The 15512-nt window shown below is 68.7% G+C and carries 16 protein-coding genes and 1 tRNA gene; 7 read left to right on the plus strand and 10 right to left on the minus strand.

What is annotated here, in order from left to right; genetic code table 11:
• Positions 1–8 precede the first annotated feature (8 nt).
• Both KM176_RS21740 and KM176_RS21745 read left to right on the plus strand, forming a co-directional pair.
• Positions 9–962, plus strand: coding sequence for a PDR/VanB family oxidoreductase (locus tag KM176_RS21740; protein WP_160896650.1), 954 nt, complete (start codon positions 9–11; stop codon positions 960–962).
• Complete coding sequence (locus KM176_RS21745) at positions 959–1480, plus strand: flavin reductase (RefSeq protein ID WP_311136194.1); 522 nt, start codon at positions 959–961, stop codon at positions 1478–1480. Before KM176_RS21740 ends, KM176_RS21745 begins: the two co-directional genes overlap by 4 nt.
• 19 nt (positions 1481–1499) lie before the next feature.
• On the opposite strand, the gene KM176_RS21750 is transcribed toward KM176_RS21745, so the two are convergent.
• Entirely contained in the window at positions 1500–1976 is a 477-nt protein-coding gene (locus tag KM176_RS21750; RefSeq protein ID WP_160896651.1) for a MarR family winged helix-turn-helix transcriptional regulator, read from the minus strand.
• 167 nt (positions 1977–2143) lie between these two features.
• Between KM176_RS21750 and KM176_RS21755 the strand changes: the two genes are divergently transcribed.
• From KM176_RS21755 to KM176_RS21770, 4 genes are all read left to right on the plus strand, one after another.
• Positions 2144–3160 carry a TRAP transporter substrate-binding protein gene (locus tag KM176_RS21755; protein ID WP_236045417.1) on the plus strand — a complete coding sequence of 339 codons (1017 nt, stop codon included), beginning with the start codon at positions 2144–2146 and terminating at the stop codon, positions 3158–3160.
• Positions 3157–3696, plus strand: a complete 540-nt coding sequence (locus KM176_RS21760) for a TRAP transporter small permease (RefSeq protein ID WP_160896652.1) — start codon at positions 3157–3159, stop codon at positions 3694–3696. The genes KM176_RS21755 and KM176_RS21760 overlap by 4 nt, the downstream gene beginning before the upstream one ends.
• A 14-nt stretch (positions 3697–3710) precedes the next feature.
• On the plus strand, positions 3711–5009 hold the full coding sequence (locus KM176_RS21765; protein WP_160896653.1) for a TRAP transporter large permease: 1299 nt from the start codon (positions 3711–3713) through the stop codon (positions 5007–5009).
• Between the two features lie 114 nt (positions 5010–5123).
• Positions 5124–5197, plus strand: a tRNA-Gly gene (locus tag KM176_RS21770).
• A gap of 70 nt (positions 5198–5267) precedes the next feature.
• Here KM176_RS21770 and KM176_RS21775 read toward each other — a convergent pair.
• The 4 genes from KM176_RS21775 to KM176_RS21790 all read right to left on the minus strand — a co-directional run bounded on the left by KM176_RS21775 (position 5268) and on the right by KM176_RS21790 (position 7093).
• Positions 5268–5648, minus strand: coding sequence for a phage holin family protein (locus KM176_RS21775; RefSeq protein ID WP_160896654.1), 381 nt, complete (start codon positions 5646–5648; stop codon positions 5268–5270).
• A 7-nt stretch (positions 5649–5655) separates the two neighbouring features.
• Positions 5656–5940 carry a DUF883 family protein gene (locus tag KM176_RS21780; RefSeq protein WP_160896655.1) on the minus strand — a complete coding sequence of 95 codons (285 nt, stop codon included), beginning with the start codon at positions 5938–5940 and terminating at the stop codon, positions 5656–5658.
• Positions 5941–6114: 174 nt separating this feature from the next.
• Complete coding sequence (locus tag KM176_RS21785) at positions 6115–6780, minus strand: SOS response-associated peptidase (protein ID WP_160896656.1); 666 nt, start codon at positions 6778–6780, stop codon at positions 6115–6117.
• 4 nt (positions 6781–6784) lie between these two features.
• Positions 6785–7093: a DnaJ family domain-containing protein gene (locus KM176_RS21790; protein WP_160896657.1), complete on the minus strand. Its 309-nt coding sequence runs from the start codon at positions 7091–7093 to the stop codon at positions 6785–6787.
• A gap of 165 nt (positions 7094–7258) precedes the next feature.
• Between KM176_RS21790 and KM176_RS21795 the strand changes: the two genes are divergently transcribed.
• Positions 7259–7765 (plus strand): DUF4405 domain-containing protein, encoded by a 507-nt coding sequence (locus KM176_RS21795; RefSeq protein WP_160896658.1) that lies wholly within the window; start codon positions 7259–7261, stop codon positions 7763–7765.
• Positions 7766–7834: 69 nt separating this feature from the next.
• Here the strand turns inward: KM176_RS21795 and KM176_RS21800 are convergent, their stop codons facing one another.
• From KM176_RS21800 to KM176_RS21820, 5 genes are all read right to left on the minus strand, one after another.
• Entirely contained in the window at positions 7835–9406 is a 1572-nt protein-coding gene (locus tag KM176_RS21800; RefSeq protein ID WP_160896659.1) for a bifunctional metallophosphatase/5'-nucleotidase, read from the minus strand.
• A 145-nt stretch (positions 9407–9551) separates the two neighbouring features.
• On the minus strand, positions 9552–10481 hold the full coding sequence (locus tag KM176_RS21805; RefSeq protein ID WP_160896660.1) for a hypothetical protein: 930 nt from the start codon (positions 10479–10481) through the stop codon (positions 9552–9554).
• Positions 10478–12520, minus strand: coding sequence for an SDR family NAD(P)-dependent oxidoreductase (locus KM176_RS21810; protein ID WP_160896661.1), 2043 nt, complete (start codon positions 12518–12520; stop codon positions 10478–10480). Before KM176_RS21810 ends, KM176_RS21805 begins: the two co-directional genes overlap by 4 nt.
• The gene (locus KM176_RS21815) at positions 12517–14337 is read right to left on the minus strand and encodes a glycosyltransferase (RefSeq protein WP_160896662.1); all 1821 of its coding nucleotides are present in this window, start codon (positions 14335–14337) and stop codon (positions 12517–12519) included. The genes KM176_RS21810 and KM176_RS21815 overlap by 4 nt, the downstream gene beginning before the upstream one ends.
• Positions 14334–15512, minus strand: coding sequence for a UDP-galactopyranose/dTDP-fucopyranose mutase family protein (locus tag KM176_RS21820; protein ID WP_160896663.1), 1179 nt, complete (start codon positions 15510–15512; stop codon positions 14334–14336). Before KM176_RS21820 ends, KM176_RS21815 begins: the two co-directional genes overlap by 4 nt.

A 15512-nucleotide genomic window follows, 5' to 3' on the forward strand; every position in this document is an offset into this window, starting at 1 on the left:
GGATGAAGATGAGCGAAACGACCCTGACCCTGATCGTCACCGAGCGCCAAGAGGATCGCGGCGACATCCTGCGGCTGACCCTGGCCGATCCCTCCGGCGCGGCGCTGCCCGAAGTCCGCGCCGGCGCCCATGTCGACATCCTGGTCCCCGGCATGGCCGAGGAGACCTGGCGCCAGTATTCGCTGGCCGGCGATCCGGCGCGCGCCGACCAGTGGCAACTGGGCATCCTGAAGGACCCGGCCTCGCGCGGGGGATCGGTGGCGCTGCATGGCGCGCTGGTGCCCGGCACCGCCGTGCAGATCACCGGCCCGCGCAACCATTTCGCGCTGGTCCCGGCCAGGAAGACCGTGCTGCTGGGCGGCGGTGTCGGAGTGACGCCGATGCTGGCCATGGCCCATGAACTGGCCGCCAGCGGCGCGGAGTGGGAGCTGCACTACTGCACCCGCGCGCCCGACTGCACCGCCTTTGCCGACCTGCTGGACCAGCCCCCCTTCGCCGGCCATGTCACCCTGCATCACGGCGTGCGCGGCCTGGATCCGAAGACCCTGCTGCCCGCCCCCGCCGCCGGAACGCATCTGTACATCTGCGGCCCCGAGGGCTTCATGGAGCATATCCTGACCGCCGCCGAGGCAATGGGCCATACGGGGGCGAATGTGCACCGGGAATATTTCTCGGCCGAGGTGGACCTGAGCGGCGACAGCTTCGAGGTCGAATGCGCCCAGTCCGGCGTCACCGTCACCGTGGGCGCCGAGGAAAGCATCGTCACGGCGCTGGCGCGGGCCGGCATCAAGGTCGAAGTGAAATGCGAGGAAGGCATCTGCGGCACCTGCCTGACCGATGTGCTGGACGGCACGCCCGATCACCGCGACCACTTCCTGACCGACGAGGAAAAGGAAGAGAACACAGAGGTTTGCCTGTGCTGCTCGCGCGCGAAAAGCGCCCGTCTGGTGCTGGACCTGTGAGCGGCCTGCCCGCCTCCGGCCCCGCCCCCAGGGCGGTCGAGGTCGCCACCTTCCGCGAAGGCATGGCCCGCCTTGGCGCCGCGATCACCGTGCTGACCACCGACGGGCCGGCGGGACGTTTCGGCATGACCGCCTCGGCGGTGTGTTCCGTGACCGACCAGCCGCCGACGCTGCTGGTCTGCGTGAACCGCCAGGCCCGCAGCCACGATCCGATGCTGGAAAACGGCGTGATCGCGGTCAACCTGCTGGCAGAACGGCACCAGGCGCTTTCGGGCGCCTTCGCCCGCGGCCCGATGGAGGAGCGCTTTGCCGCGGCACAATGGCGGCGCCTGTCGACCGGCGCGCCGGTGCTGGCCGATGCCCCCGTCGCCTTCGACTGCCGCATCAGCGAAACCGCGACCGTGGGATCGCACACCGTCTTCTTCTGCGAGGTCGAGGCGATGGAGCTGCGCGAGGGTCAGGCGGAAAGCCTGATCTGGTTCGACCGGGCCTTCCATCCCCTGAAGGCCCGGGACTGATCCCTTGGACGTGCCGGCCTCAAAGCTCTCCCAGACGCCGGAACACCCGTTCCAGCAGGCCGTTCAGCACCACCTGCTCTTCAGGCGAGACATCGGGGAAACTGTGGTCGAAGATCATTGCGGCAATGGCGCGGGCCTTCTTGCGCTGCGCGTCGCCCTTCCCCGTCAGCGTCACCTCGGTCACGCGGGCATCCGTGGGGCGCTGGCGCGTCGTCACCAGACCATCCGCCACCATGCGCTGAATGATCTTCGTGGCGGTGTTCAGCTTGATGATGCAGAACTCCGCGATCTCGCTGACCGAAAGGTACTCGTCCTCGTAGAGCGACATCAGCACCCGGTAGCGCGGCACGTCCAGACCGATGGGCTTCAGCCGCTTTTCCATCGCCATGAAGTAGCGCGCCGAGGTGCGGGTGATCCAGTAATAGGGCCAGTCCTGCTTGCGAAAGCGGGCTTCCATCCCCTCTGCGTCCGGTCCGTTTTCGGAGGTTCGCGTCATGATGCCTCATTTCTCGTCCATCGCGCAGCTTCTGCGCCGGATGTTCCAAGTTCTCGCTGACAGGACTGTTACTGACCAGTAAAAACAAGAAAGTTCATGTGAAGAGTCGCATAATCGCTCTCGACTGACCACCAAACAACCACCAGCAGACAACAGGGAAACGCAGAATGCTGATGAAGAAACTGACGCTTGCGGCAGTGGCCGCCGTCGTGCTCGCGGCGCCGGTCTCGGCCGAGACCAAGCTGACCGTGGCGAACTGGCTGCCGCCCTCCCACCCGCTCGTCTCGGACGTGATCGTGCCGATGATGGAGAAGATCAAGGAAGCCACCCACGGCGAGGTCGTCCCGACCATGCTGCCCGCCCCCCTGGGCCCGCCGGCGGCGCATTTCGACTTTGCCGTCAACGGCGTGGCCGACATCACCTTCGGCGTGCAGGGCTATTCCCCGGGCCGCTTCAAGACCACCAACATCGCCGAACTGCCCTTCATGGGCCCCTCGGCCGTCGCCACCTCGGTCGCCTACTGGCGGACATGGAACGCGATGCTGAAACAGGCCGGCGAATACGACAAGGTGCACGTGCTGGGCGTCTTCACCCACGGCCCCGGCGAGATCTTCGTCAAGGGCAAGGACCCCTCCGCCACCGACGTGCTGAGCGGCACGAAGATGCGCGTCGGCGGCGGCATCATCAACGACATCGCGACCAAGCTGGGCGCCGTGCCGGTCGAAGGCCCCTCCTCCAAGGCCTACGAACTGCTGAGCCAGGGCGTCGCCGACGGGATCTTCTTCCCCTATGAATCGGTGAACTTCTTCGGCCTGATCCCGCAACTGACCGATGCGATCGACGTGCCCGGCGGCCTCTACAACACCTCGTTCTACGTGGTGATGAACAAGGCCAAGTGGGACGCGCTGACCCCGGAAGAGCAGACCGAGATCGACAGCGTCACCGGCGAGGCCCTGGCCCGCATGGCCGGCGAAATGTGGGATGCCCAGGACGCCAAGGGCAAGGCCGCGATGGAAGGCAAGATCACCATCCATCCCGCCACCGACGCCCAGGTCGCCGCCTGGAAGGAAGCGCTTCAGCCGGTGGTCGATGCCAAGCTGAAGGAGGTCTCGGAGACCGGTGTCGATGCGCAGGCCGCCTACGACATGATGAAATCCGAGATCGCCAAGGTCGAAGCGGAATGAACTCCCAACCCGCGGATCATTTTGCCCGCGGCCCGGAGGCGGAAACGTCTCCGGGGCCCGGACATGCCCGCTGGCCCCGCCGCGTGCTGGCGGTGGTCTGCGGGGTCATCCTTCTGGTCATGATGTCGCTGACCGTCGTCGACGTCATCGGCCGCTACATCTTCAACCACCCCCTGATCGGCGCCACCGAGCTGACCGAGATGCTGCTGGTCTCGGTGATCTACATCGGTCTGCCGGCGGTCTGCATGGATGACGAACACGTCACCGTGGACCTGCTGACGGCCCGGATGCCGGACTGGATCCACCCGTTCCGCAAGGCGGTGCTGTCGCTGATCTCGGTCGCGGTGATCGGCGTTGTGACCTGGCGCGTCTGGGTCTATGGCGACCAGATCGACAGCTACCACGGCGTCACCAACTCCCTGCGGATCCCCGTCGCGCCCTTCGCCTGGCTCTGCGCCTGCTGCGCCGCGGTCTCGGTCCTCATCACGCTTTACGTGGCCGCCCGCGACCTGCGGCGCGCGCTGCGGTCCTCCTGACGGGACAGCTTTCCATGGACATTCTCTCTTCCTGGCCCGTCGGCATCGTGCTGATGTTCGTTCTGCTGCTGGTGGGCATGCCGATCGCCTTCGCGCTGACGCTGATCGGCGTTCTGGGCACCGTTTCGATCATCGGCTGGACGCCCGCCCTGTCGCTGCTGGGCACCACCTTCTTCGATCAGGGGCGCAGCTATTCGCTCTCGGTGCTGCCGCTGTTCCTGATGATGGGCAATTTCGTGGTGCAATCGGGCATCGCGCAGGACCTCTATGCTGCCGCCCATGCCTGGCTGCGCCACCGCAAGGGCGGTCTGGCGCTGGCCACCGTGATCGCCTGCGGCGGCTTCTCCTCGGTCTGCGGATCCTCGATGGCGACCGCTGCCACCATGAGCCGCATCTCCCTGCCCTCGATGCGCAAGTTCGGCTACCCGGACGATCTTTCCACCGCCTCGATCGCGGCGGGGGGCACGCTGGGCATCCTGATCCCGCCCTCGGTCATCCTGGTGTTCTACGGCATCATGACCCAGCAGGACATCGGCAAGCTGTTCCTGGCGGGCATCATCCCGGGGCTGATCGGCATTCTCGGCTATACCATCGCCGTCTCGATCAGCGTCCGGCTGAAGGGGCTGGAAATGCCGGTCGAGGCCAAGCTGCCACTCTCCGCACGTTTCGCGGCGCTGAAGGGCACGCTGGGGGCGCTGATCCTCTTCGTCTTCGTCATGGGCGGCATCTACCTTGGCGTCTTCACCCCCACCGAAAGCGCCGGCATGGGCGCGGGCGGCGCGCTGCTGCTGACCATCCTGTCGGGCAAGTTCAGCATCAGCGGCACCTTCCGCACCCTCTTCGACGCCGCCAAGACCACCGCCATGATGTTCTTCATCCTGTTCGGCGCGCTGACCTTCACCAACTACGTCAACCTCTCGGGGATGACGGCGGACATGCAGGCCTTCATCGCCTATTTCGGCACCTCGCCCTATGCCACCATCCTGACCGTGCTGGTCATCTACCTGGTGCTGGGCTGCGTGCTGGAGGGGCTGTCGATGATCACCCTGACGGTGCCCATCTTCTACCCGGTCGTCGCCGCCCAGGGCTTTGATCTGATCTGGTTCGGCATCTTCGTCGTCGTGATCACCGAGATCTCCTACATCACCCCGCCGGTGGGCATGAACGCCTTCGTGCTGCGCTCGGTCGTCAAGGATGTGGAGCTGAAGACGATCTTCTCGGGGCTCATGCCCTTCATCGCCATGGACGTGGTGCGCATCGCCCTGCTGATCTTCGTGCCCTGGCTGGTGCTGGTGCTGCCCAATTCGATGTAAGCCCCGCGCCACAAACGAAAAGGCCCGCCAAACCGGCGGGCCTTTTTCCGTTTCGGGGGCCGCCGAATCCGGTTGACCTCTCCGCGACGCTCGCCTATCCCTCATCAGACCCGAGCGGGTATAGCTTAATGGTAAAGCCCCTGCCTTCCAAGCAGGTTATGTCGGTTCGATTCCGTCTACCCGCTCCAGGTTCCCCCCCAATATCACTGACCCGCCGCAATGCAGAAGGCGCGCCCCTTGGACACGCCTTGCGCTTTGTCAGTGCTGCGGCGGTGGCGGTGGCGGCGGTTCCGCAGCCGCCTTGCGCGCAGCCCCGGCGGCCATGCCGGCCCCCACCCCCTGCATCAGCGCCGAGGCAAGACCCGCGAAGCTGGCCGCCGAGGGCGGCGGCGCGGCGGCGGGATGCGCCATCGGCACCGGGCGCGAGCGGCTGGCAAGGAACATCAGGATCAGCCCGAGGCCGACATAGACGCAGCCGATGATCAGCGCCGCGAACATCGCGTCCTTCACCGTGCTCAGGTACAGCCAGGCGGCCACGGTCAGAAAGCCCCAGCCGATGACCAGCAGGATCACCGCCCCGATGGAATAGCCCGCGCGGCGCACCGCCCGGTCGATGGAATAGCGCAGCGATCCGAACATGCGGCTCTCAGCGGCGCGACATGAAGAGGCCGATCAGGAAGCCGACACCGCCGGCAATTGCCAGCGCCGCACCGGGGTTCTCCTGCACCTTGGCCTCGGCGCCGGCATAGGCGCGCCGGGCGCGTTCCTCGGCCTCATGCAGGCCCGCTTCGGCATCCGAGCGCAACTGTTCCGCCTTGGAACGCGCCGAGGCCGCCGCCGCCTCTTTCTGGGCCTTGCCGTATTCGCCCAGCGTCTGCGTCAGGGTCGCCACGTCCTTGCGCAGGATTTCAAGTTGTTCCTGGATCGTCACGCTGTCTGCCTCCGCTGCTGCCTTGGCTGCCGATGCCTTTGCGCTGCTGCTGGCAGCAGAACCATTTGCCGTCGCCATGGTATCCTCCTGGATCTGAAGCTGTTCGGGCTTTCTGCCAGATCACAGTGCGCCCGTCCTTGATGCAACGCAACACCGGCGCCGAAGTTCCCGGCTTCAGGCCATATCCAGCGGTGCCATCAGCGCAGGCCCCTGCGCGCGGTTGTAATTGACCGCCGTGCCGACCCGGTAGGCGGCGATCACCCCGGGCGGTGCGGGCTTCATCAGACGCGCCGCGCCATGGCCCTCCTCGCCCAGCCACTTGCCCCAGTCGGCGGCCTCCAGGATCACCGGCATCCGGTGGTGGATCGGTTCCAGCACCGCGTTGGCTTGGGTGGTGACAATGGCGCAGGTGGCGATGCGCCTCCCCTCGCCCTCCCAGTCCTGCCAGATGCCGGCCATGACCAGCGGCGCGCCATAGCGGCGGTGAAGGAACCAGGGCAGCTTTTCCGCCCCCGCGCGGTTCCATTCGTAGAACCCTGCCGCCGGGATCAGGCAGCGGCGCGCCCGGCAGGCGGCGCGAAAGGCCGGCTTCTCGGCGAGGGTCTCGGCGCGGGCATTGATCAGCAGCGGCCCCCCGGAGGGCGTCTTGTACCAGCCCGGCAGAAAGCCCCATCGCATCGCAACCAGCCGCCGCCCGGCCTCGCCCGCCCGCACGACGGCCACGGGCACCGTCGGGCAGACGTTGAAATCGGGCACCGGCGGCAGGTCGTTGTCGGGCGCCGCCCCGAACAGCCGCGCCATGGCATCGGGCGGCAGGGTGGTGGCAAAACGCCCGCACATGGGCCTATTTCTCCCAGGATTTCCGGGCCATGGCGATGCGCGCCTCCATCATCGACATCTCCTTCATGAGGTCGCGCCGCCTCGTGCGATCCCCCTCCTCGCGCAGCTCATCGCGCAGCCGCGCAAGCTCCTTTGACAGGGACACGAATTCGGGCGCCCCGCCGGCCTCCTTCACCAGCCGGTTCAGCAGCGCGTTCTCCGGATCCGCCACCGCCGGCAGAGGCTTGCCGGCCCCGGGCAGGTTGTCGAAGGCGCCCTCGGCCTCAGCCTCGGCGATCTTCGCGTTGATGAGGTCGATCAGCGGATGATCCATCATCCCCTCCTGCCGTTTCCCGCTTTCATCTTTCCATAAATATGCACGTCGCAACAGCCGCAACCCGCCCGCCCCCGGAACCCGGCGCCCACGTAGCCAAGCGCCCCCGACGGAACAGGCCCCCGCGCGCGTAACACACAGGCCATTCAACCACAGGATCCCAGGATGACCTTAGCCCTGCGCAAATGGGCCACGCCCGTGACCGCCGCCACATTCCTCGTCACCGCCGTCACCGGCGTCGTCCTTTATTTCCATGCCGGCGGCAGCCTGTCGCGATGGGCGCATATCTGGATCGGCTTCGGCATCTGCGCCGCCGCGCTGTTCCACATCGCGCTGAACTGGCGCCCGGCGAAGACCTACCTGAAGAAGCCGCTGGCCGCCGGGATCCTGATCCTGGGCGTGGTGGTGACACTGGCCACCTCGGTCGGCCTGGCGCCTTCCGGCCAACCGCGCGGGCTGAACCCGGGGATGCTTTTCGGCGCGCTTGGTCGGGCGCCGGTCTCGGCTCTGGCGCAGATCTCGGGCGAACCCGAGGACGCGCTGGTGACCCGCCTACAGCAGGCGGGCTTCCTGACGGCCAGCCCCGAAAGCACCGTCGCGCAGCTGGCCGAGGGCGATCAGGGCGCGCGCAACATGATCCTGGCGCTCGCCCTGGGCAAGGCCGCGCAGTGAACCTGCCCCGAACGCAAAGGCCCCCGCCCGGAGCATCCGGACGGGGGCCGTTTCACGCTTTCGCAGGCATCACTTCTTCTCGGTGATCCGCCCGTCGGTATAGGGCGTGTAGGGAGAGTTCTCGGCGATATAGGCCGCCGTCACATCCGCCAGATCGGGGCCGTAGTCATAGGCATTCTCGGCCTCCGCAAAGACATCGAACCCGTCGCCGCCGGCCCGCACGAAGTTGTTGGTCACCGCCTTGTAGGTGGCCTCCGGGTCGATCGGCACCCAGGCGTCCCCGTCCTTCACCATGACGTCAGAGACCCGCGATCCCGGCTCCTGGCTCAGGTCGAAGGTGAACTTCATCCCCGCGATCTGCGGGAAGCGCCCGGCGCCGTCGGCCACCTGGCTCACGCCGTTCTCAAGCGCGGCGACCATCTGCGCGCCGGTCACGTCGAAGGTCGAAAGGGTGTTCTGGAACGGCAGCACGGTCAGCACCTCGCCCATCGTCACCTCGCCCGCGTCGATCGAGGCGCGCAGCCCGCCGCCGTTGGTGATCGCCAGCGTCGCGCCTTCCTTGGCAGCGGCGGCCAGCATGGCATCGCTCACCAGGTTGCCCATGGCGCATTCCTGCGCCCGGCACGAGCCGCGCTCGCCATCAATGGCATCGGCGGCCTCGGCCACGACCTTGTTGCGGATCTCGTCCAGGGGCTTCGCGGCCTCGGCGATGCGCTCCATCGTGGGGGCATCCTGGGTCACCGCGGCATCCATGATGATCGGCGCGCCCTTGGCCTCCTTGATCGTGCCGTCATCATCGAAGACCACGTTCAGCTCGCCCAGGAACTTGCCGTAGGCATAGGCCGAGACGATGGCGACGCCGTTGACCATGGTCGGGTACGGACCCTCGGCGCCCTTCATGTCGCCCAGCAGCGTGTTGGTATGGCCGCCGACGATCACGTCGACGCCGGTGGTGCCCGCCGCGACCGCCTTGTCGACATTGTAGCCCGAATGCGACAGCACGACGATCTTGTTGACCCCCTCGGCGGTCAGCTTGTCGACCTCGCCCTGCACGGCGGCGACGGGATCGGTAAACTGCACATGGGCCCCGGGGCTGGAGAGGTCCTGGGTGTCCTCGGGCGTCAGGCCGATCAGGCCGATCTTCTCGCCCCCGACTTCCAGCACGGTGGATTTCTTCAGCTTGTCTGACAGCATCGGCTCATCGCCGTAGTCGGCATTGGACATCAGCACGGGGAAGTTCACCGCATCCATGAAGCCGCGCAGCACCTCGGGGCCATCGTCGAATTCGTGGTTGCCCACGGTCATCGCGTCGTAGCCCTCCTTGTTCATCATCTCGGCGGCCAGCTTGCCCTTGTAATAGGTGTAGAACAGCGTGCCCTGGAACTGGTCGCCGCCATCCACCAGAAGCGAGTTTCCGGCCCGCGCGCGTGCCTCGCGGATCGCCGTCACCAGACGGCCCGAGCCGCCAAAGCACTTGCCCGCGCCGTCATCCTCGGCCGAGCAGCCGCTGTCGTATTTCGAGATCGGCTCGAAGCGCGAGTGGAAGTCGTTGGTGTGCAGGATGGTGATCGAATAATCCGCCATCGCGGTTCCGGCAGTCAGTGCCAGAGCCGCAACGCTGGCCAGCAGACGGTAAGGCATCGCGGGGTCCCCCTTGTTCAATGCAGTGCCGGGAAAGGCTGCCCCGGCCCCGATCACAAGTCAAAGAGGATGTTCACATCCGCGTGACGGCTACGTGACGTCGCAGCGAATTTGTCCAGGCAACGCTCAGAACCTGAACAAGACGTCAACCTTCCCGGAAGGGACGCGGCAGCGCGACGGGCCCGGCGCCGCGCAACGCCCGCGCCAGCGCCCGCAGGTCGGGGCCGCGCATCGGCGTCTCGGGTTCGTCGGGCAGGACATCGGGGAAATGCAGCCCGTATCGGCGCGCCAGCAGCGCATTGCCCGGGGCGGCGTCCCTCAGGATCTCCGCCCGCAGGTTGCGGCCCAGCCCGTGGCGCCGCCGGTCGGTGCGAAACAACTGCCGCGCCACCGGGATCAGCGGCTGAAGCCGCGCCCGGTTCAGCCTCACGAACAGAGCCGCGCAGTTCATCGAGGGGCTCGGATTGGCCCAGAGACCGGCGCCTGTCGCTTCAAGCCCCAGATCGGCAGCGCGCAGGAATTGCCCCACCGATCCCCCCGGCACCCCCGGATCATAGGCGCAGGGCACAAGCTGGCCGAATCCCTCCCAGAAGGCCGCGATCGCTGCGTAATCCAGCCGGCGGCGGTTCCAGTCGCGGCGTGCGAAATCCCCCAGGTCGAGGCGGTTCACCCCCTCCTTGCTGACCTGATTCCAGAGCGATTCCACGAACAGGTCCTGGCGGCGCAGCATCAGCACGACCCGCACGTCGAAGCCTTCCAGCAGCGGCGCAATCTCCCGGAACAGGCGGTAGCGCGGGGCGCTCAGCCCCTCCTCCGACAGGATCAGCGTGGGCTGGCCGGAGGCCGCGAAATCCGCGCGGATCGCGGCGAATTCCTGCGCCGGCGCATTGCCCTTTCCGGTCAGCGCCGCGAACAGACTGGTGTGTTTCGCCAGCCCCGGATGCGGCGGGCGATGGGTGGCACCGTAATGCGCCCCCACCCCGGCCAGCGCGGCACCATGCCCCGCCAACCAGCCCTGGATGGCGCTGGTGCCGGTCTTGTGGGTGCCGATGTGCAGGATCAGGCGCGGCCTCATGGCTCTGTCCCCTCTTCGGCGACGGTGAAGGCCTGCCCCCGCTCTGCCCGCACCCGAAGCCGCCAGGGCAGCAGCGCCGCCAGCCGCAGCAGCCAGAGCGCCCGGCGCGGAAAGTCGATCCTTGGGCGCCCCGCCTCCAGCCCTTTCAGGATCCGTTCGGCGGCCGCTTCGGGCGTCATCAGGAAGGGCAGCGGGCCGCGATGACAGGCCGTCTGGGCGCTGGCGACATGGCCCGGCTGGACCAGCACCACCCGCACGCCGCTGCCCGCCAGATCCGCCCTGAGCGCCCGGGCGAAGGCGGCGATCCCCGCCTTGCTGGCGCTGTAGCCCGGCGCATCCGGCAGTGGCCCGAGCGCGGCCAAGGACCCCAGCAGCAGGATCTGCCCGCGCCCCCGCGCCCGCATCGCCTGCGCCACCCGCCCGGCCAGCGCCAGCGTGCCCGAAAGATTGACCGCGATCATGTCGCGCAGCGCGGCCTCGGGTTCGGCGCGGTCGCGATGATGGCGCCCGGCAAAGCATCCGGCGGCGCAGATCAGCAGATCGGGCGGCGGCCCCGGCGGCCAGTCCGGCCCGGGCTGCGCCAGATCCTGCGGCACCACCTGCACCCGGGCACCCCGGGCGCGGCAGTCCTGTGCCAGAGCCTCCAGCACGCTGGCCCGGCGCCCGCCCAGGACCAGAGTGCGTCCCGGCTCGGCCAGCGCGCGGGCCAGGGCGCCGCCGATCGCCCCGCTCGCCCCCGAGACCGCCACACGCCCCAGATCCGGCAGCCTCCGGGGCCGGGACACACCCTTCGGCAGGCTGTCCGCCGCGGGCGGGGCCGGGTCAAAGACCGCCGGCACCGGGGCCGCCAGCCGGCGCGCCAAGGCCTCGGCACCATCGCGCCGCGCCTGCGCCCCGTAGAAATCGCCGCGCACATGGACATGGGCGGCCAGCACCTTGACCAGCGCCTCCAGCAGCTCCGGATCGGGCGGCGCGGACGCCCGCCAGAAGTCCTCCAGCGGCCCCTGATGGCAGAGCCCGGGCAAATCGTAGATCGCCACCCCCCGGCAGATCGTGGGGCGTCCCGCCAGAAGCGCCGCCAGCCCGGCGGTGGAATTCACGGTGACCACGCCGCGCGCCGCCTCCAGCCAGGGCTCCAGCGGGCCGCCATCGACCAGATGCACACGCTCCTCCAGCCCCAGCCGCCGCGACAGGCGGCGCAGCAGACGCCCCCAGCCGATCAACCCGTTGTCCTGCGGATGCAGCCGCACCGCCAGCTGCGTGCCCCCCGGCGCATGGGCCGCGAAAGAGGTCAGCACCTCCTCCAGATAATCCGCCTGCCCTGCGAAGGGGGCATTCATCCGGATCTGGTAGTCGTTCTCCATCTGCATCAGGCAGAGGAAAAATCCCTGCCCTGCCCGCAAGCAGTGCAGTTGCCCCGGCGCGGCGGCAGCGGCGCGCCGCCCGCGCAGCCGGCGCGGCAGGTAAGAAAGGTATTCGATCACCGGGTTGAAGCGCCGGTCCCGCCGGAAGCCCGGATAAAGCGGCGCCCCGACGTAGTTGGCAAGGTGATAGATCACGTCGCCCCGCGCCTCTGCCGCGCCAAAGGGGGGATAGAGACGCGCCAGATCGGGCAATGGCAGGTCACGGGCCGCCGCCTTCAGCCGGTCGGGATCGCGCGTCAGGCAGGAAAAGGCGGACTGGCCGCCGGGCTCGGCCACGATCCAGTCGGGGCGCAGGTAGCCATATTCGAAGGCGGTCACACGCAGGCCCAGATCCTCTCCGACCCGGCGGGCGATGCGGTGACAGGGCGTGCAATCGGCGAAATAGAGCAAATCGGTGATGGCGTGATCGGCAATCAGGCGGCGCAGCGCGCCCTCCCATTCCGGCAGGCCGCCCCGGTAGCCGATGGTCCCGGGCCCATGCCAGAACAGCCAGTCACCAAGGCTGAAGTTCACTTTGAGGCAGCCAAAGCCCTTCCCCTGCAAGGCCGCCGCCAGATCGCGTGCAAAGCCCGAGGGCGGCGCCTGCAGGATCAGCACCCGGCGCGGCGTGCTCATGCGCGGAACCTGTCTTCCCAGGCGGCGCGGGTCGCCAGCGCCTCGCTTTCCACGCGCCAGCGTTCGGCAGCGCGCCGGCGACGCAGCCCGTAACGCAGCGCCAGCGCCAGCGCCGCGAGGCTGCGCGGCCAGAGCGCCCGGCGCGACGGTGCCATGCGGGCAAAGCGGGTGGCTTCGGGATCGAGCCGCACCAGGTAGGGACCCGGACCGACGCAGCCCGGATGCACCGACGGCTGGGCGAAATGATGCAGCGGCGCCCCCCGACCGACCCCCAGCGAAATCGCGCAGAACCGCAGCAGCAGCGCCCGGATGATCCCCGGCACATCGGGCGGCAACGGCCCGTCGCCGCCCGGCTCCGGCCAGCGCCCGGGCGGCGGCACCCAGGGCTGCGATCCGTCGGCGCCAAGGGTCTCGCGCAGCTCGGCATGCAGGACGCCCGGCGCATTGGCCCGCAGCGCTCCGGGGCCAGAGAGGAAATCGCGCACCGCCCGCATCACCGCATCGGCCCGGCGGTAGTCATGGCTGAGCAGCCGGAAGAACAGCGCCCCCAGCACATCGAGCGGGCTTGGCGGGCGGGCCTCTCCGGGATAGCGGGCAGAGCCGACCAGCAGGTTGCGGAAATCGTAGAAAGAAAGCCAGGGCGCGGTCTTGCCGGCAAAGCTGTCGTGCCAGACCGCCATCCCGGGCAGGCTGACCGAAAGCACGCCGGCACGGCGCAGGCGGCAGCCGTATTCGATGTCGTCACCGCGGATGAACAGCGGCTGCGGCAGACCGGCACGGCGCATCCCCTCCAGCGGCAGACAGCAGAACCACCAGGCATTGTAGGAGACCGGCGGCGCCCGGTCGAAAAGCTGCAGAACCCCGGCCCGGCCCAGGTCCCGCCCACGACCGTGGGAGCGTACCAGCCACATCGGCAGCAGGTCGGCGCCCGCTTCGTGCAGGCGGCGGGGATGCTCGGCCTCGATCATCGCGCCGCCCAGGGCGCGGTCGGGGCGCAGGAAGGCCAGCGCCCGGGCCAGCCGCCCGATCAGCCGGGGATCCAGCGTCACGTCGTCATCCATCAGCAGGTGATGGGTCGGCTGGGCCGGATCCTCCAGCGCCTCGGCCATGGAGCGGGCAAAGCCGCCCGCCCCGCCCAGATTGGGCTGGTCATGGCAAAGCGCGCCAAGGCGGTCCCGCGCTGCCCGCAGCCTGGGGTTCGACAGGGGCCCGGCCTGGTTGACGATGCGCAGCCGGCTGCCCTCGGGCAGATGCCCCTCGAGGCTTTCCAGCAGCGCGGCGAGGCGGTCCTCCCGGCGGAAGGTGCAGATGCCCAGAGACAGCCGCACGGCACGCGGGCTGGCAAGCGTCATCCAGGCGGCCTCATGCAGCTGGCAGGCGGTCTGCGCCCGCAGCACCAGCGCCAGGTGGCCATGGTCCGGCACCGGCCCAAGCGGATGCAGCTGCAGCCCGCCGTTGCCGGCCACCTCGGTCGAAAGCAGCAGCCTGCGACGCAGCCCCGGCAGGGCGGCCCCCGGCGCCTCCCCCGCTTCGGGGCCGGCCCGCCATTCGACGCTCAGCTGCGCCCGCCCCTCCAGCCGCAGCTGCACCGCCAGCGGACCCATGGTGCCGTGGGCCGACCAGAAGCCCAGGTAGAAGGCATTGAACCAGCGTCCGAAATCCAGCACCGCCCCGGGATCGAGGCGGATCTCCGACCCCGAGAACTCGGCCCCGCCGCGCAGCCCGAGGTACAGGTCGGCAGGGCGCCCGGGCCAGGGCGCCAGCACCTCCTGCACCGCGGTCAGCCCGGCGGTCGGGAACCGCTCCGGTCGGCTCACGGGGCGTGGATGAAAGCCGCGGGCTTTCCCTCCTGCGCCCAGGCCAGATTGATCGCCCGGGCGGTATCGAGGGCGCGTTCAATCGCCCGGTCCATGTCGAGATAGGCATAGGTCCCCAGCCGCCCGACGAAGGTCACGTCGCGTTCGGCGGCGGCGCGCTCGGAATACTGGCCCAGCCGCCTGCGGTCATCGAGCAGCCGCAGCGGGTAATAGGGGATATCGTTTGGCCCGCAGGCCCGGCTGTATTCGCGGAAACAGGGGCTGGCGCCCTGCACGCGCCCTTCCCAGGGCGAGAAATGCCGGTGCTCGGTGATCCGGGTATGCGGCACGTCCTCGTCGCAATAATTCACTACGGCGGTGCCCTGCACGTCGCCCGGCCCCTCGAAGCGTTCGAAATCCAGCGTCCGGTAGCCCAGCGGCCCCAGATCGCGATCAAAGTAGCGATCCAGCGGCCCGGTATAGACCAGGTGATCGGCATCCTGCGGCAGGCGTCCCCGGAATGGCTGGCCCAGCCGCAGCCGGATGCCCGGATGATCGAGGATGCGCGCCACCATGGCGGTATAGCCGTCGCGGGGCAGAGCCTGGTGCGGATGGTCGAAATAGGCATCGTCATAATCGAAGCGCAGCGGCAGCCGCTTCAGGATCGAGGCCGGAAGCTGGTCGGGATCGACGCCCCACTGCTTGCGCGTGTAGCCACGGAAGAAGGTGGTGTAGATGGTCTGCCCGACCAGCCGCAGCGCCTGATCCTCGAAGCTGCGCGGCGCCTCCTCTCCGGTCTCGCAGCGGGCGCGCAGGAAGGCGCGGGCCTCGGCCGGGGACATGGCACGGCCGAACAGCTGGTTGATCGTGTGCAGATTGATCGGCAGGGAATAGACCTGCCCTCCGGCCACCGCCTTCACCCGGTGGCGGAACGGCACCATCTCCGCGAAGCGGTTGACATAGGCCCAGACCTCCGGATTGGCGGTGTGGAAGATATGCGGCCCGTAGACATGCACCATGACCCCGGTGGCCGGGTCGCGGGCGGTATGGCAGTTGCCGGCGACATGGGGCCGTTCGTCCTGCACGGTGACCTGGTGCCCGGCATCCGCCAGCGCCCGCGCGACCACCGCCCCCGACAGGCCCGCGCCCACCACCCGTACCCGCCTTGGGGCAACTCGAAGTCCCGATCCGTCCAT

It is taken from the genome of Pseudooceanicola endophyticus (assembly GCF_018760365.1).
In the GTDB taxonomy this organism is placed as follows: Bacteria; Pseudomonadota; Alphaproteobacteria; order Rhodobacterales; family Rhodobacteraceae; genus Pseudooceanicola; species Pseudooceanicola endophyticus.

Bases quoted from the DNA above. Each gene is read 5' to 3' on its own strand.
- KM176_RS21775 (WP_160896654.1), bottom strand. From the start codon at position 5,648: ATGTTCGGATCGCTGCGCTATTCCATCGACCGGGCGGTGCGCCGCGCG.
- KM176_RS21805 (WP_160896660.1), bottom strand. From the start codon at position 10,481: ATGAGGCCGCGCCTGATCCTGCACATCGGCACCCACAAGACCGGCACC.
- KM176_RS21755 (WP_236045417.1), top strand. From the start codon at position 2,144: ATGCTGATGAAGAAACTGACGCTTGCGGCAGTGGCCGCCGTCGTGCTC.
- KM176_RS21785 (WP_160896656.1), bottom strand. From the start codon at position 6,780: ATGTGCGGGCGTTTTGCCACCACCCTGCCGCCCGATGCCATGGCGCGG.
- KM176_RS21740 (WP_160896650.1), top strand. From the start codon at position 9: ATGAGCGAAACGACCCTGACCCTGATCGTCACCGAGCGCCAAGAGGAT.
- KM176_RS21795 (WP_160896658.1), top strand. From the start codon at position 7,259: ATGACCTTAGCCCTGCGCAAATGGGCCACGCCCGTGACCGCCGCCACA.
- KM176_RS21790 (WP_160896657.1), bottom strand. From the start codon at position 7,093: ATGGATCATCCGCTGATCGACCTCATCAACGCGAAGATCGCCGAGGCT.
- KM176_RS21800 (WP_160896659.1), bottom strand. From the start codon at position 9,406: ATGCCTTACCGTCTGCTGGCCAGCGTTGCGGCTCTGGCACTGACTGCC.
- KM176_RS21810 (WP_160896661.1), bottom strand. From the start codon at position 12,520: ATGAGCACGCCGCGCCGGGTGCTGATCCTGCAGGCGCCGCCCTCGGGC.
- KM176_RS21760 (WP_160896652.1), top strand. From the start codon at position 3,157: ATGAACTCCCAACCCGCGGATCATTTTGCCCGCGGCCCGGAGGCGGAA.
- KM176_RS21750 (WP_160896651.1), bottom strand. From the start codon at position 1,976: ATGACGCGAACCTCCGAAAACGGACCGGACGCAGAGGGGATGGAAGCC.
- KM176_RS21820 (WP_160896663.1), bottom strand. From the start codon at position 15,512: ATGGACGGATCGGGACTTCGAGTTGCCCCAAGGCGGGTACGGGTGGTG.
- KM176_RS21765 (WP_160896653.1), top strand. From the start codon at position 3,711: ATGGACATTCTCTCTTCCTGGCCCGTCGGCATCGTGCTGATGTTCGTT.